The sequence below is a fragment of the Bradyrhizobium rifense genome (assembly GCF_008123425.1).
Lineage (GTDB): Bacteria > Pseudomonadota > Alphaproteobacteria > Rhizobiales > Xanthobacteraceae > Bradyrhizobium > Bradyrhizobium rifense.
The window spans coordinates 79,730-93,106 of sequence record NZ_VSSS01000008.1; the positions used below are offsets into that span (position 1 = coordinate 79,730).

Here is a 13,377-nt window from a genome sequence, read left to right on the forward strand (position 1 = left end):
GGCTAATCTCCCTCGCTGCGGCGCTTTGCCAAGTCATCTGCCTGCAAGGTCGCAGCCTTGGCGCCAAACCGACCGGTAACGTAGTTGACAAGGTCTGCCAGCTCGCGATCGGCGTAACCCGCGCCGAAGCCCGGCATGTTCAGCCGGCCGCGCGCCGCGGAAAGATGGAAGCCCTTGAGCACGACCTGCACCAAGTTTGTCGCCTCCGGGTCATTCAAATCGCGTGTGCCCGCCAGACCGCGCCCATCCCAGCCGTGGCAGCCCGTACACGCGGCGGCAAAGATTCGCACACCAGCGCTCGCATGCAGGCGATTCAACTCGTCGGCGGGAGGGAGCCGAGAGGCGCTTATGGGTGCGTTACCGGCGCCCTCCAAATGCGCCGCCGGCACATTCGAAGTTTGCGGAGGAATCGTACGCAGATAGGTGACCATCGCTCCGACGTCGTCACGGGAAAGATAGCGCAGGCTGTTGTCCACCGCCTCGGCCATCGGCCCGGCGGCAGCCCCATGGGGGCTGTCGCCCGTAGAAAGGTATCGAGCGAGGTCAACCTCGCTCCAGCCTCCGATCCCGGTCGTCCGGTCCGGGGTAATGTTGTAGGCGTGCCAGCCCGCCATGACGGCACCAGCGAATCTCTTGTGAGGATCCAACCCATACAGGAGATTCCGTGGCGTGTGACATTCGCCGCAATGTCCGAGCCCTTCCACAAGGTAAGCTCCCCGATTCCACTCATGTGATCTCGAGGCATCGACCTCGAACCGCTGGCCGGGATTGTAGAGCCAATCCCAGAGGACCATCAGCCATCGCATGTTGAACGGGAAAGTCAGATGGTTATGTGGTGGCGCGTTGGCGACCGGCTCTAGACTGAACAGATAGGCCTTGATCGCGAGCACATCGTCCCGGCTGAGCAGGGTGTAGGATGGATAAGGAAACGCCGGATAGAGCCGCTGCCCGTCCTTGCCGATTCCCTCGTGCATGGCGCGCACGAAATCATCGTCACTCCATTGGCCGATTCCGGTGTTCGCATCCGGCGTGATATTTGGAGAATAGAGCGTCCCGAACGGCAGCTTGAATGCGCGAGCCCCGGCAAATTGCTTGCCGTCCGGTGCGGTATGGCACGACACGCAATCGGCGGCGCGGGTGAGATACTCGCCACGCTGCACGAGATCCGACCGGACATCCGCTGCCGCGGCCGAAAGAACCAGACCGACAAAGAGGGCGAAGGCCGCCATGAGGGACAGCGTTCGCTTCATCCTACGCACGACGCTTGAGCCCCTCGATGCTCTTGATGATCGGCAGCTGGCGAACCCGGTAGCCGCTCGCGGCGAAGATCGCATTTGTCAGTGCGGGCGCGGCGGCCACAGTGCCCGTCTCGCCAAGCCCGCCGGGCGTTTCGCGGCTCGGCACCAGATGCACTTCGACCTCTGGCGTCTCGTCGATCCGGATTGTCCGATAGTCATTGAAGTTACTCTGTTCGACGCGCCCGTTGCGCAACGTCACTTCGTTCCAGAGCGCGGCGGAAAGGCCGAACAGCGTTCCACCTTCGATCTGAGCGATCGCAGTGTCGGGATGCACGATCGAGCCGCAGTCCACGGCGCAGACGACACGTTGCAGAGTTACCAATCCGGCGTCCGATAGGGTTACCTCGACCACCGTGGCAAGATAGGTGTCGAACACATAAGCGAGTGCAATGCCTCGTCCGCTGCGCGGCGGAAGAATCTTATCCCAGCGGCTCTTTTCAGCGGCAAGATTTATCACAGCCAAGGCGCGCGGCGCGTGACTGAGCAGGCCGCGCCGGAACTGGATCGGATCTTGCTTGGCGACAGCGGCAATTTCATCCACAAAACTCTCGATCACCCAGGCATTGTGCGTATCGCCGACGCCCCGCCAGAACGCGGTCGGGATTGCGGGTGGCTCCTCGCGCACGTATTCGACCAGCAAATTGGGAAACGCATAAGGCATCTGAATGGCCCCGTCGACAGCATCGGGGTCGAGCCCGTCGCTCCGCATGGCCTGCGGGGCCCAGCGTGCAAAAATCGACGAGCCGACGATCCGGTGATGCCACGCGAGGAGCTTTCCGTTGGCGTCAAGGCCGGCTCGGAGGCGGTCGTGATAGAATGGCCGGTAAAGGTCGTGGCGGATGTCCTGCTCGCGGGTGAACACCAGTTTGACGGGCGCCCCAACCTGCTTGGAGATTGCGACCGCGAGCGCAACTCCGTCGAGTTCGAGGCGGCGACCGAAGGCGCCTCCTGAAAAGAGATTGTGCACCGTCACCTTCTCCGGCGGCAGACCCGCGAGCTGTGCGGCGATTTCCTGCGCGCGTGCTTGAACTTGCGTAGCCGTCCAGATCTCGCAATTATCCCCGCGCACGTCCGCAACGCAGCTCAGCGGCTCCATCGCCGCGTGGGCGAGGAATGGCATGTAGTTCCTGGCTTCCAGGCGCGTCGCTGCCGTCGACAACGCCTTGTCGACGTCCCCTTCATGTCGCGCCACAAGGCCACCGCGCTCGCTCGCGGCCTCGAGCGCGTGCACGATATCATCCATTCCGAGATGTTGGTTCGGGCCTCTATCCCAGGCGGGCTCCAACGCCGCCAGGCCCTGCTGTGCTGCCCACGTATTTTCGGCGACGACTGCGACGGCGTCGTCGAGGTGGAGCTTGTATCCGCCGACATCGAACTCCTGCGCTCTGATCGTCACCACGTGGTGAACTCCCTTGATGGATCGCGTGGGACTGTCGTCCAGAGAGTCAAGCTTGCCGCCAAATGTGGGGCTTGATGCGACCGTCGCGAACAGCATGCCCGGGAGCCGGACATCGATGCCATATTGGGCGGTGCCGTCAACCTTGCCCGGGAGATCCACTCGAAGTGGCGACTTCCCGATCAATTTGAACTGCTCTGGTTGCTTGAGCCGTGGATTTTGAGGCACCGGCTGTTGCGCCGCGGTCGCGGCAAGCGATCCGTAGCCGAGCCGGCGCTGCGTACCATTATCAAGCACGGAGGCGCGCTCGGTGCGGCATCGCGAAGGATCAACGCGCCATTCGGCTGCCGCTGCCGCAATCAGCATCTGTCGCGCTGCGGCGCCGGCGCGCCTCAACTCCATCCATGAGCTGCGCACCGACGTGGAATTGCCGGTGGCTTGCAGGTGCAGGATCGGATCGGCGTAGAGTTGTTCGTCTGGAGGCGCGGGCTCGATCGCGACCTGGTCGAGACCGACGTCAAGCTCTTCCGCCAGCAGCATCGACAATGAGGTGTAGACGCCTTGGCCGACCTCGCATTTGTCAATGACGAGGGAGATGCGGTCTTCGGAGTCGATCCGAATGAAGGCGTTCGGCGCAAATAGCGCGAGGCCTGCGCTGCTCGCCTCGGCTGATGCTGGCCTCATCTGATATAGCCCGAACCCGAGTACCAGGGTGGCCCCGGCCGCTCCAGTCCGCAAAATATGGCGCCTGGACACGCGTGCATTCATGTCACGTCCTCTTGGCAGTAGCCTGGCTGGAAACGGCCAGCTTGATTGCTTTGCGAATGCGCACGTAGGTGCAGCAGCGACATATGTTGCCAGCCATTGCGGCGTCGATCTGCGCATCGCTCGGGCTTTCGATTTCCGACAACAGGGCGGCGGCCGACATGATCTGCCCGGGTTGGCAATAGCCGCATTGCGGGACTTGGATCATGAGCCAAGCATTCTGCAGCGCACGCCCATGCGGTGTTGCGCCGATCCCCTCAATCGTCATGACAACGCGATCTGCGACCGTGCCGAGACGCGTCACACAAGTCCGCACGGCCTTGCCGTCAACATGCGCCGTACAGGCCCCGCACTGAGCGATCCCGCAACCGAATTTGGTTCCAGTCAGTCCGATGACATCGCGCAGGACCCACAATAACGGCATGTCATCGGGTACATCTACCTCGTGCGTCGCCCCATTTATCTGGAGTCTCGCCAATCTGTCGCTCCTCAGTTGGCACCCTGCTGCTCACCCCCAAATGGAATACATAGCCGCCGTCGGACTTCCTTGACAGCTGTCAACCTTCGATGACGAAGTTGCCAGGATGGTCGGCACCGACCCACGTTTGCCGATCCTGAGCTGAAGGCTGCTGCGGACGATCGCGCCACTTTGTTCGCCATATCTCGCTGGGGCGCGAAGTCGGATGCTGTTTCAAACCTCTGTGAGAACTTTGCATAGACCGGATGGGACCTACAGCGACGGAATCACCTGCGCCGAGGGGCCACTTTTTCAGAGGAGGCAGCCGATGGAAATCTTCTGCCTCCGCGAGAGCCCTTGCTACGCCGCTGGCGCTGGTGAAGGCGCGATCGATCGAGATCGTTTAGTCCCTGCGGGCAGCTCTTTAAGGTTAGCGCTGACCAGATGAGGCAGGAGAAAGAGATCCGATACCCTAACCGACAAATCGCGTGCTACCCAAAAACGTGATGAAGTCACGTCATTGCATGTCCATCGAATCTCAGTAGATGGCATGTTAGCGGTTCAAATTCGTGCTTTGATTGCTGAAATTACCGTCGAAACGTTGACGCAGCGCACAGATGAAGGCACGTCGTGGTGAATGCGCAATAGGCTTGCCGCGGTATTCGCACCAGCGGGAGAGTTCAAGTAGCTAGAGCCCTTGTACTCGTTTACCCACAGCGTTCCGCTGGAGTTGGGGCTGTCATGGTCAGGATTTAGGCGCGCCTCGAAATGGCGGATGCCGCCGGGGTTCAGCTCATTAGGAGAGAGTCCAATGAAATTGGAGGACTACTCCTCATGTCCGCGAAGGCAGAGTCGTTCGGTGCATTGCCTGTTAGCCCTCGTGCCGACCGCGGAAGAACTCGCGATCGTGCTGCGCGGCGTCTTGGTTGCAATCCTGGGCTTTAAGGTAGGAAGAACCTCGACTTCCTGCCGGACGCCACGGTACTGAGTGGCTTGCTGTCGGCAAGCATCGGTGGTTGCGGAGACTTGCAAGCCACCTCAAATTGCCGTTCCAAGCAGTTGGCTGGCTGGACCGTCCAAATCGGCACGCGCTGGGCGAAATCGATGATCGCAGCAATCGACGCGTGGGCATCACGGCAGAAAGATAGCCCCGCTCGCTCCGAAGCCATCCGCCGGCTTGTCGAGCTCGGGTTCACCGTAAAAGCTAAGAGCCGACCCGGCAGCGAAGACCGCCCGACGAGTAATGACCAGAAACAGCGGGCTCGCGAAATGGCGGTCAGCGCGATTGACAAGATGGCCGACGCCTCGGTCAGTCCGGACGACCAAGCCAGCCGTAAGCGGCGGCTCGTCAAAGGGCCCGAGGAATTCCAGAACGTCCGACGCGACCGGCCAAATCGAAAATGAACTGATGGACGCCGTCATCTGGTCGGTATCGGGCTGAAGGCGAAGAGGCCTGCTTAATGCTCGACAAGTTGATGCAGCTTCAGCTTTTTCATTGGTTGATCGTCGCTGGTCTCATCCTGGTGACAATCGGGTCTTTGGGTGTTCTCTTTGGGAGGTGAAAGCGCTCCTCCTCCGCAGAAACTGCCCGAGATGAAGCCGCGGAGCGCTAATAGTTTGGATCGCTCCCCGCAAAGGAACGTTTTAACACGCGGCGAGTCCTAGAGGCATCTTGCTCTTTGTTTTGCGTGCGGCGCAACTAATGGGAAAAGCGGCCGGATATGCGATCTCAGTCGGAATTGTTGGCTTCGGCGCCTGGGTCCTTGTCGCCGGCCTCTATTCCAGCGCACCCGCCTTTTGGGTTTGCGTCGCCCTCGTCCCCATTGCAGTGGGCGTCTGGAGCGCTTGCGGCCACATCTAAAAGACGTTGTCCCGATGGACCTGGCAGCGACCGAACGCGACTTCCTGCACGGCTTGGCTTCGGAATCCTGGACCAGCCCGCCGCTGTTTGACCATGAGCTCGTCGCCCGCCTGATCGAGCTTGGGCTCGTCGAGGCCGAACCACTCGCCTCGGGTGAAACCGAATACAGGATTACCGCGGCGGGCCGCGCTGCCTTGTCCTGATCCGCGCTGTCTGGGGAAAAGCGCCGTTAGGTCAGCCGGTCTGCATTTTCCGAATCGGACACAAGACCATCATCTGCTCGCGGCTAAATTGCGGAGCACGTAAGTGGGTCGGCTTTCAATTGGTCTTTTGATCGCGAGGTTTGCTGCTCACCGCCTATTTCGGCTTGTTGGCTTGGCGCATTTCAGACGACAAAGACCTCGACATCACCGGTGGAATTCCGCACGACACATACGGATGGAAGCCGAGGTCGGCCAACTGATCGGCCGCCCCCTTTCCCTCGCCCTCCGGTTGCGTCACGCTGATCAACAAAGATTTACTCAGGTTGAGTTCTTCGCATTTTGACCCGAAGCAGGCCAAGGCTTGGGGAATGTTCACGACAGCCGAACCCGTTCGAGCTGGACTAGGCATGGACGCGGAGCGTAACGACCTTCGTGATGAGCCCTTAGCCAGTGTTCCTGACCGCCTCAGCTAGAATGGCGTAAAACTGCTGCTTGCTGAATTCCTTAGGCTGCGGCCTCTCTACTGTGCTCCGCGACACCTTCTTTGCTACTAGGCGTGTGGAGGCGGCCGACGACGTTGGCCTTAGCTTCGCGGTCGGCCTTATCTCGGGTCTTGCTGTTGGCGGCTTGTGGCCACGCTTCGGGCCTAAACGGGTTAGCATGCCGCAGACTGCATTACGGCTACACCCGAGACGCCGCGCAATCTGCGCCGCGCTCTGTCCTGCAGCCCAGAGCCTTTTGAGCAGCGCTACGTCTTTGGCATCCCAGCCTATGGGAGATACATTATAGCTCCGACTGCCAAAGATGGGCTAGTCTAGTTTTCGTCCGGCTCGCGTACGACCGCCGGTTCGTCGGCGTCATCCTCCTCTCTGTCCTCTTCATCCTCGTCATCATCATCAGGATCTCGAGGCGGCATCGCGGTGCCCATAAGCACAAGCGACGTCAAGTCGATCGCTGTGGTGAAAACTGCTTCGGGGGTGTGTTGCTTCATGTTGTTGGTACTCCTCGAAAAGCACGCGCAGTCGAATATTCATGACGGACGACATGCGGATGTCCAGGCGCGATCGCTCCAATGCGACAACGAACAGGTCGACTGCAACAGCAAGGGCCGCACCCCCACACAACTGGCGGTTTACGAATACTTTATGTCCGAGGACGCAGCACGTTCTATGTTCACCAAAACCTCGCCGGTAGTGATTTCGGGATCTCCAAGATCGAGGTCATGCAGACTCGCTTGAACAAACTCCAGTATCTTGGCGTTCGCTGCATCGGCGCTTTCGCGGTCCTCGAATATCATCACAGCGACACCAACGCCGTTGCCCCCATCCAGCACATAGTAAGATCTGAATCCGCGCGATTGACTTAGGATCTGACCGACGCCGCTCTTGGCGAGGCGAGCAGCGTCCGCAACCGAACGAACCTTGGTGTACTTGCGAATGACTATGTACATGAGGCCACCACGCCATGCGGTTCCCGCCCCGCGCATCAAAGCATATCGGGTCCCAGTTGGACTAGGCCCTGCTTCCAAGATGGGTCACAAACGCCGGTCGGCGGGCCGCGCAACGCCTCTTTCTCCAGTGAGCCAACCTCGCCCCGCAAGCGGGGCGAGGTGCCGAGGCTCAGGAGCCGTCGAACTTGAACGATACGTTGAGTTTGGCGCGGTAGGCCTCTACTTTTCCCTTGGCATCCAATTGCATATCGAGTTTGACCACCTCTGCAATGCGAAGATCCCGGAGAGATTTTGCAGCTTGCTCGACCGCATTGGCGGCCGCCTTCTCCCATGAGTCGTTGCTGGTACCGATCAGTTCAATGACCTTTGTAGACGCTATCAGGCATGTCGTCCTCCTGTTCGGTATGAAGCAGAAAGCAGTGCTCCCTGCCATCGTGAAATCTAGCAACAGAATATCGGCGCTGACACGACGCGATTGTCTCGGGGAGATCGCCGGAGCCGAAAACGAGCAAACTGCATCTGGCGGGTAAGAGAGGGCACTGGCGGTTGGCTGCTGGGCAGCGCGAGAGGTCAGACGTCGGTCGCTCCGCCGCTTTCGCTTGCTCTGCCGCCGACTGAACAGGGTGCGGGGCATGCCGCCACCACCACCAACAACGCCTGACCGCCGATGGCCGCACCCAAAGCGTCGCTGCCACGAGCGACCGCCAAAAATTCCAGGCCCCCGGCAAAGCCCGATGGCAAGCCATCATCGGCGACGAACGACGCCCTCCCGCCGGACGCGTCCGACAAGGTTTCGTATACACCGGTGATCAGCAGGCCTCCGCCGTCATCGAATCCAGCCATCGACCACGATGGCTTTAGCGCCGGCACCGTCGGACGACAGTGACCTCGGGCCAGGCGGCTCGAACCATGAGGTCACGCGCAGCAAAAGCCTCCAAGCCCAATTCGGAGACGGATAGCATCGCGGGGGAGCAATCGCTTGATCAAGAAGATGAGGCGTTGAAACGCAAGCTTACGATCTGCCGTGGCTGCAAGTAGGAGATTGGGCTGTGACCCATGGCCTCGCGGCGCAACATGGAGCTACGGCACAAAGTCCAAGCCGATCCCCCGGCCCCATTTTGGCTATGGCTTCCTGACCAGGGCGCCGAAGGCAGTGGTCGCCCCCCAATCCCAAGGAGATGCCAATCATCCTGGCGAGCGACGAGGAGCGTGATGTTAGGACGCGCGCGCCATGGGACGAGGCCAAGGTGCTACAGCGGACGTTGTCGGATGATTGTGATGCGGGGCGGACAAAGAGGATGGAGCGGCAGCTTGAACGCGACAACTTTGGTCTGTTAGCTTGTCATTGGGCCATCCAGACGCGCCAGCCCAGCCTCGATCACGACGATGTCCTCCTCGATCTGCTGGATAGTACTCGTGCAGTCGATCCCGATACACACATTGAGGTCTGCGATAAGTTTCCGACGCTGTGCCCGAAGTTGATCAAGCGCCTTCTGGTCCTTGAGGGAAACGTAACCCTCTACGATCAGCCCAATAGCTCCTGACATCTCCCATAACCCCCAGCCTCAACGCGCCCCGAGTTCGTCTAAAACAACGCTCCTCCGCAACTTGTGCGCAGTAGCCGTCAAATGGGGGCCCACTATCAGCCCGAGCCGCCTTAAAGTCAGGAAAACGGCAGAAGCGTGTTACTGATGTTCTCCGCTCGGTCGGCCTGTTGGGTTTCGAGCAGCATTTTCCCAGCCAACTTTCCGGCGGCATGCAGAAGCGCGGGTCAATCGCGCGCACGCTGGTCTATCGGCTAGACGTCATTCTCATGGACGAGCCGTTCGGCGCGCTCGACGCCCAGACGCGCATGGTGATGCAGAGCGATCTGCAGACATTGTCAGTGGAAGCCGGCGCCACCGTCATCTTCGTCACGCATGACATCACCGAAGCCGTGCTGCTCGCCGACGATGTCGTCGTGCTGAGCCAGCGGCCGTCGAAGCTGCTGGCCAACATCGCCATCGACCTGCCGCGGCCGCGCAACATGTTTGAGCCATTTAAAAACCCGGGCTTTGATGCCGCCTATGACGCGGTCTGGACCGAGTTCCGTTCCCAAATTCAAGCCGGACAGATACATTGAACGAGCAAAAGGCAATCAATGATGTTGCCTACCAGTCGTCGACTGCGTCGAACGGACTGGCTGCGATTGGCTCGAAGACCCTCCAAGTAGCGGTCAAGCTGCTGCCGGGCATCGTACTCCTGATCTTCTGGCAATGGGCATCCGGCCGGCTGATCAAGGAAATCTATGTCAGCAAGCCGACTGCGGTCATCGCGCGGCTTTACGAGTTGCTCGCCTCCGGAGAGATCTACCCGCATCTGTGGGTCACCGGACAGGAGCTCGTGCTCGGTTATGTCATCGGCGTCGCCGGCGGCGTGTTCGCGGGCTATGCACTCGGCCGCTCGCCCCGGCTGGCGCGGATCTTCGAGCCCTATGTGATGGCCTTCTACGGCATCCCCAAGATCGCCCTGGCGCCGCTCTTCATCATCTGGTTCGGAATCGGCATCGGATCGAAGGTCGCGCTTGCCTCGATCATGGTGTTCTTCCTGGTCTTCTATAACGTGTTTGCCGGCGTCCGCAGCGTCGATCGCGAGCTCGTCAATCTCACGCTGGTGATGGGCGCCAATCAGCGCCAGTTGACCTATCACGTGTTCCTGCCTGCCGCGGCGCCTTTCGTCATGCTCGGCATGCGGCTTGCAATTCCGTACAGCGTGATCGGCGTGATCGGCGTGATCGTCGGCGGGTTCACGTCCTCGGTCCAGGGGCTCGGCCTCTTCATCCACGAGGCGTCCTCAACCTACGATCCTGCCGGCGTATTCGCCGGGATCGTGATCCTGCTCGGCTTCGTCACGATCGCCAATTTGATCGCCGGCGCCATCGAACGGCGACTGCTACGCTGGCGAACGTTTTCGGGCTCCGGCCCAATCGATGCCTAAACCGAAGAGGATGGTGCAATGCGCGTGACGATGAATTGGGCGAAGATCGCTACACTCACTGCGGCGCTCGCATTGTTACCCAGTCTCGCCGAAGCTCGGCAAGCCGTGAAGATCGGCCTGGGTGCACCGACGCTGAGCTTCCTGCCGATCTGGTCGCGGCGCGCGCTCGACACGTTCAAGCCACAAGGCCTCACTGCCACAGTCGCAGCGCTGCCGGGCGGCGATGCGTCCGCGCTCGCGGCGCTCGATGCCGGCGATATCGATCTAGCCGCAGTCGGCCCGGATTCGATGCTGCGCGCGGCCGCGAAAGGCCAACCATTCGAGATCGTCTACTCCCTGATGTCGGCAGCGCTCAAAGGCGCGACCTTCGGGCGGCGAGCGCGGTGGCCGACCACGAGCTTGCTCATGATATCGGTCAGCGAAAGTTCGATCGCACTCATCGTGCCATAGGGCACCACGAACGCACCCTTCTTGATCCATTCCGTCTTGATCATCGCGCCGATCCGCTCGGCCTTTTCAAGCATCGCATGGCCCAGGGCGATATCGGAGAGCGACAATCCGCGATGCCAGAGCAGATTGGTCTCGTCGTCGCTCTGCCGTCCCGGCTTCAGCCCAGCAACGATCTGCCCGAGTTCGGCGTGAAGCGTTGTCTCCGACAGTTTCCCGGCTTCGACATGGGCGCGGAGGCTGCCGAACTTGCCGCCCTTGCACACTGTCCCCAATCATCGCCGTCGAATACATCCGCGCATTGGCGACGTATCGCGGCGCTGGCGGCCGGCGGGTCATGCAAAGCGCAGGCGCTGGCCGACGCGGCGTTGGCTTGTCGAGGCGCGAGGCCTCCACGACGATGTCCGCACCCTGGAGGCAGGATTGCCAATCCTCGGTCGCAACGACCTTCTTGCCGAGATCCTGACTGAGCTTCTCGGCAAAGCTATTGCGGCTTTCCTCGCGGCGCGCGCCTTGGGGCCTGCTGGCCAATTTAAGCTTCTCGTGAGACTGATAAGGTATGTGCATTTTCCTTATCAGTCCGCGAACTGACTCCATTTTGTTAGAAAGCTTATCAGTCCGCGAACTGACCCATTCCGGCATTCTCTCTTGGGGCGTTCTAAGACAAGTCGAAAGTTACGCCGATCCTGAATTGACTTCGCCAGACTACTCGACACGGTAGACTCAGAAAGTCTTCAGGAACTATCAACGTGAACGCCCCGGGAATTGCCAAGCTTCGGCTTGCTCTTTCCTATTCCTTCGGTCCGCCGTTAGCCCATCGGCACCGATTGTGCTGAATGGATCCCAGGCGTCGACCGCTCCTCGTGTCTCGCGCTCACCTTCGTCCTCCTGTTTGATGGAAACGGGCCAAGACCAAGATTCCAACGTTATCAGGACGGGACAACCGGACTACCTCGCACTTCCAGGGATTACCTGAAGCGCTGATCTACCCGGCCGTAGTCGGCCTCGATCCGACCGGCTTGCAACCGGCAGGTGGTAAAAAGTATAATTGCGCCCAAGCCCCGTTCCTTTCAAATGGGAGTTGGGGGCTCCCGATGGAGCGTTGATCAGAATTTTTGAGAATGGGCTGGCGTCGCCTGGTAGGCATTTCTCGGTGAGACGCACCCGGCTCGACCGAACGGGGCATGTCGAATGAAGAATACGCTGATTGCGATTATGGCCGTCGCAATTCTCGTGCTTGGGGCGTTGGTCGGAGTTCTTCTTGAAGATTCTCAAACAGCAACGGTCGAGATCGACCGTGATCGCGCAGCCGTAAGCGCGGAGATCAGCGCCGCCAAAGAGCTCGCCACAAGGTACAGCGGCGGACTCATCGTCGGCTTGATCAATGTCCGCATTGCGATCCTGGAGACGACGGATGCAATGCTCGGGCAGAAGCGGACCGCCCTCCTCCGGCGCATCAACCTAACTTATCGCGCACCTTTCGACGCGGCACGACCTGCATCCGACGCCGAACTGGATGATATTCTAAAAGAACTCAGTCAGGCCCAAACCCGGGCCGCGGAATCGCGCAAAGGTGCGGAGCGGTACAGCGGTGGCCTGGTGCAGGGTCTCGCGCTCATGAAGGCTGAGACGGACGAGATCGCGGTGTCGGAGCTTCGCCTGAAGTTCTACTCAGCCAAGCACGGCTTCCCAATCCTACCGACAATTTCGGTCGACAAGCAGAACGCCACCCCACTGCCGCCCGGCAAGGCCGCGGGCGATAAGGAAGCGCTATGAAATTTCTATGTAGTGCCCACGTTGCGATCGGCGTCCTAGTAGCTGCTCCTGCCTCAGCCCAATCAACAGGAAAAGCGCCCCTCGGGCTTGAGTGGGGTCAAAGCCAGGATGATACCAAGAAGCTCGGCGTCGAGCTTGGCTCAGGACCGGACGACAGCTTTGGCAAAGGAGCTGCGCTCACCAAGCTTCCACAAGCTGTTGCTGACGCAGAAATCGTCTACGGATCCTATGGTTTTAACGACAAACTGTTCCGGATCGTCATTATCAGTAAGCCATTCGCCAATGATCCATTTGGGAATGGCGTAATCAGTCGGTATTCGGCGCTGCAGGGAATTCTTTCTGAAAAATATGGCAAACCCGCTCAGACACACCGGCTCGGTGATTCGATCTACGCCGAACAACGATACTTCGTGTCGGGAATCCAATCCGGCCGCACCTTCTGGTACTCAAACTACAGCACACCGGAACTAAGCATCCAATTAGGCATCGTTGCCGATGACCAATCCACGGCGCGATGGAAGATCATCTACGAGAACAAGCCACTGAACGCCCTGTTTGAGCAGTCCAAGCGCGCCAAAGAAAAGGGCAGCCTATGATCAATCAGCTCATAGGGTTGGAGTAACCTTCGTGAAGGCAATTGGAATAATCCTGGCCGCCGGGCTCTCCTCTACGCAGGGTTTGTCGTCGGCGAGTGCTATCACTTCGAGGTCTTTCAGAAGATGTTTGACTCCGCACGATCAGCTGACCG

The 13,377-nt window shown here is 59.9% G+C and carries 14 protein-coding genes and 4 pseudogenes; 7 read left to right on the forward strand and 11 right to left on the reverse strand.

What is annotated here, in order from left to right; all coding sequences use genetic code 11:
- Nucleotides 1–2: 2 nt before the first annotated feature.
- The 4 genes and pseudogenes from FXB40_RS03525 to FXB40_RS03535 all read right to left on the reverse strand — a co-directional run bounded on the left by FXB40_RS03525 (nt 3) and on the right by FXB40_RS03535 (nt 3,937).
- Nucleotides 3–1,250, reverse strand: coding sequence for a cytochrome c (locus FXB40_RS03525; RefSeq protein WP_210352121.1), 1,248 nt, complete (start codon nt 1,248–1,250; stop codon nt 3–5).
- A gap of 1 nt (nt 1,251) precedes the next feature.
- Complete coding sequence (locus FXB40_RS03530) at nt 1,252–2,793, reverse strand: xanthine dehydrogenase family protein molybdopterin-binding subunit (protein WP_246207359.1); 1,542 nt, start codon at nt 2,791–2,793, stop codon at nt 1,252–1,254.
- A 150-nt stretch (nt 2,794–2,943) separates the two neighbouring features.
- A pseudogene (locus tag FXB40_RS48965) lies at nt 2,944–3,579 on the reverse strand (molybdopterin cofactor-binding domain-containing protein); the annotation flags it as partial.
- Nucleotides 3,464–3,937: a (2Fe-2S)-binding protein gene (locus FXB40_RS03535; RefSeq protein ID WP_148770819.1), complete on the reverse strand. Its 474-nt coding sequence runs from the start codon at nt 3,935–3,937 to the stop codon at nt 3,464–3,466. The pseudogene FXB40_RS48965 and the gene FXB40_RS03535, both read right to left, overlap by 116 nt.
- A 1,083-nt stretch (nt 3,938–5,020) precedes the next feature.
- Between FXB40_RS03535 and FXB40_RS03540 the strand changes: the two genes are divergently transcribed.
- Nucleotides 5,021–5,320 (forward strand): hypothetical protein, encoded by a 300-nt coding sequence (locus FXB40_RS03540; protein ID WP_148770820.1) that lies wholly within the window; start codon nt 5,021–5,023, stop codon nt 5,318–5,320.
- A 471-nt stretch (nt 5,321–5,791) separates the two neighbouring features.
- The gene (locus FXB40_RS03550) at nt 5,792–5,980 is read left to right on the forward strand and encodes a hypothetical protein (RefSeq protein WP_148770822.1); all 189 of its coding nucleotides are present in this window, start codon (nt 5,792–5,794) and stop codon (nt 5,978–5,980) included.
- A 443-nt stretch (nt 5,981–6,423) separates the two neighbouring features.
- Here the strand turns inward: FXB40_RS03550 and FXB40_RS03555 are convergent, their stop codons facing one another.
- The 5 genes from FXB40_RS03555 to FXB40_RS03570 all read right to left on the reverse strand — a co-directional run bounded on the left by FXB40_RS03555 (nt 6,424) and on the right by FXB40_RS03570 (nt 8,273).
- Nucleotides 6,424–6,786, reverse strand: coding sequence for a GcrA family cell cycle regulator (locus tag FXB40_RS03555; RefSeq protein ID WP_347339744.1), 363 nt, complete (start codon nt 6,784–6,786; stop codon nt 6,424–6,426).
- Between the two features lie 8 nt (nt 6,787–6,794).
- Nucleotides 6,795–6,971: a hypothetical protein gene (locus tag FXB40_RS47645; RefSeq protein ID WP_187436640.1), complete on the reverse strand. Its 177-nt coding sequence runs from the start codon at nt 6,969–6,971 to the stop codon at nt 6,795–6,797.
- Between the two features lie 141 nt (nt 6,972–7,112).
- Nucleotides 7,113–7,430: a hypothetical protein gene (locus tag FXB40_RS03560; protein WP_187436641.1), complete on the reverse strand. Its 318-nt coding sequence runs from the start codon at nt 7,428–7,430 to the stop codon at nt 7,113–7,115.
- 169 nt (nt 7,431–7,599) lie between these two features.
- The gene (locus FXB40_RS03565; protein WP_246207342.1) at nt 7,600–7,863 is read right to left on the reverse strand and encodes a dodecin family protein; all 264 of its coding nucleotides are present in this window, start codon (nt 7,861–7,863) and stop codon (nt 7,600–7,602) included.
- Nucleotides 7,864–8,000: 137 nt separating this feature from the next.
- Entirely contained in the window at nt 8,001–8,273 is a 273-nt protein-coding gene (locus FXB40_RS03570) for a hypothetical protein (protein WP_187436642.1), read from the reverse strand.
- Nucleotides 8,274–8,728: 455 nt separating this feature from the next.
- On the opposite strand from FXB40_RS03570, the gene FXB40_RS50100 reads away from it, so the two are divergent.
- From FXB40_RS50100 to FXB40_RS03585, 3 genes and pseudogenes are all read left to right on the forward strand, one after another.
- A complete protein-coding gene (locus FXB40_RS50100) occupies nt 8,729–8,974 on the forward strand; it encodes a hypothetical protein (protein ID WP_187436643.1) in 246 nt (81 codons plus the stop codon).
- A 137-nt stretch (nt 8,975–9,111) separates the two neighbouring features.
- Nucleotides 9,112–9,552: pseudogene (locus FXB40_RS03580) on the forward strand (ATP-binding cassette domain-containing protein); the annotation flags it as partial.
- Complete coding sequence (locus FXB40_RS03585; RefSeq protein WP_187436644.1) at nt 9,549–10,406, forward strand: ABC transporter permease; 858 nt, start codon at nt 9,549–9,551, stop codon at nt 10,404–10,406. The pseudogene FXB40_RS03580 and the gene FXB40_RS03585, both read left to right, overlap by 4 nt.
- Nucleotides 10,407–10,795: 389 nt before the next feature.
- Here FXB40_RS03585 and FXB40_RS50300 read toward each other — a convergent pair.
- Both FXB40_RS50300 and FXB40_RS50305 read right to left on the reverse strand, forming a co-directional pair.
- Nucleotides 10,796–10,897 (reverse strand): annotated as a pseudogene (locus FXB40_RS50300) (ornithine cyclodeaminase family protein); the annotation flags it as partial.
- 6 nt (nt 10,898–10,903) lie between these two features.
- Nucleotides 10,904–11,363 (reverse strand): annotated as a pseudogene (locus FXB40_RS50305) (ornithine cyclodeaminase family protein); the annotation flags it as partial.
- Between the two features lie 681 nt (nt 11,364–12,044).
- Here FXB40_RS50305 and FXB40_RS03600 point away from each other — a divergent pair.
- Nucleotides 12,045–12,629, forward strand: coding sequence for a hypothetical protein (locus FXB40_RS03600; protein ID WP_148770826.1), 585 nt, complete (start codon nt 12,045–12,047; stop codon nt 12,627–12,629).
- Nucleotides 12,626–13,225 carry a hypothetical protein gene (locus FXB40_RS03605; RefSeq protein ID WP_148770827.1) on the forward strand — a complete coding sequence of 200 codons (600 nt, stop codon included), beginning with the start codon at nt 12,626–12,628 and terminating at the stop codon, nt 13,223–13,225. The genes FXB40_RS03600 and FXB40_RS03605 overlap by 4 nt, the downstream gene beginning before the upstream one ends.
- Nucleotides 13,226–13,377: the final 152 nt, after the last annotated feature.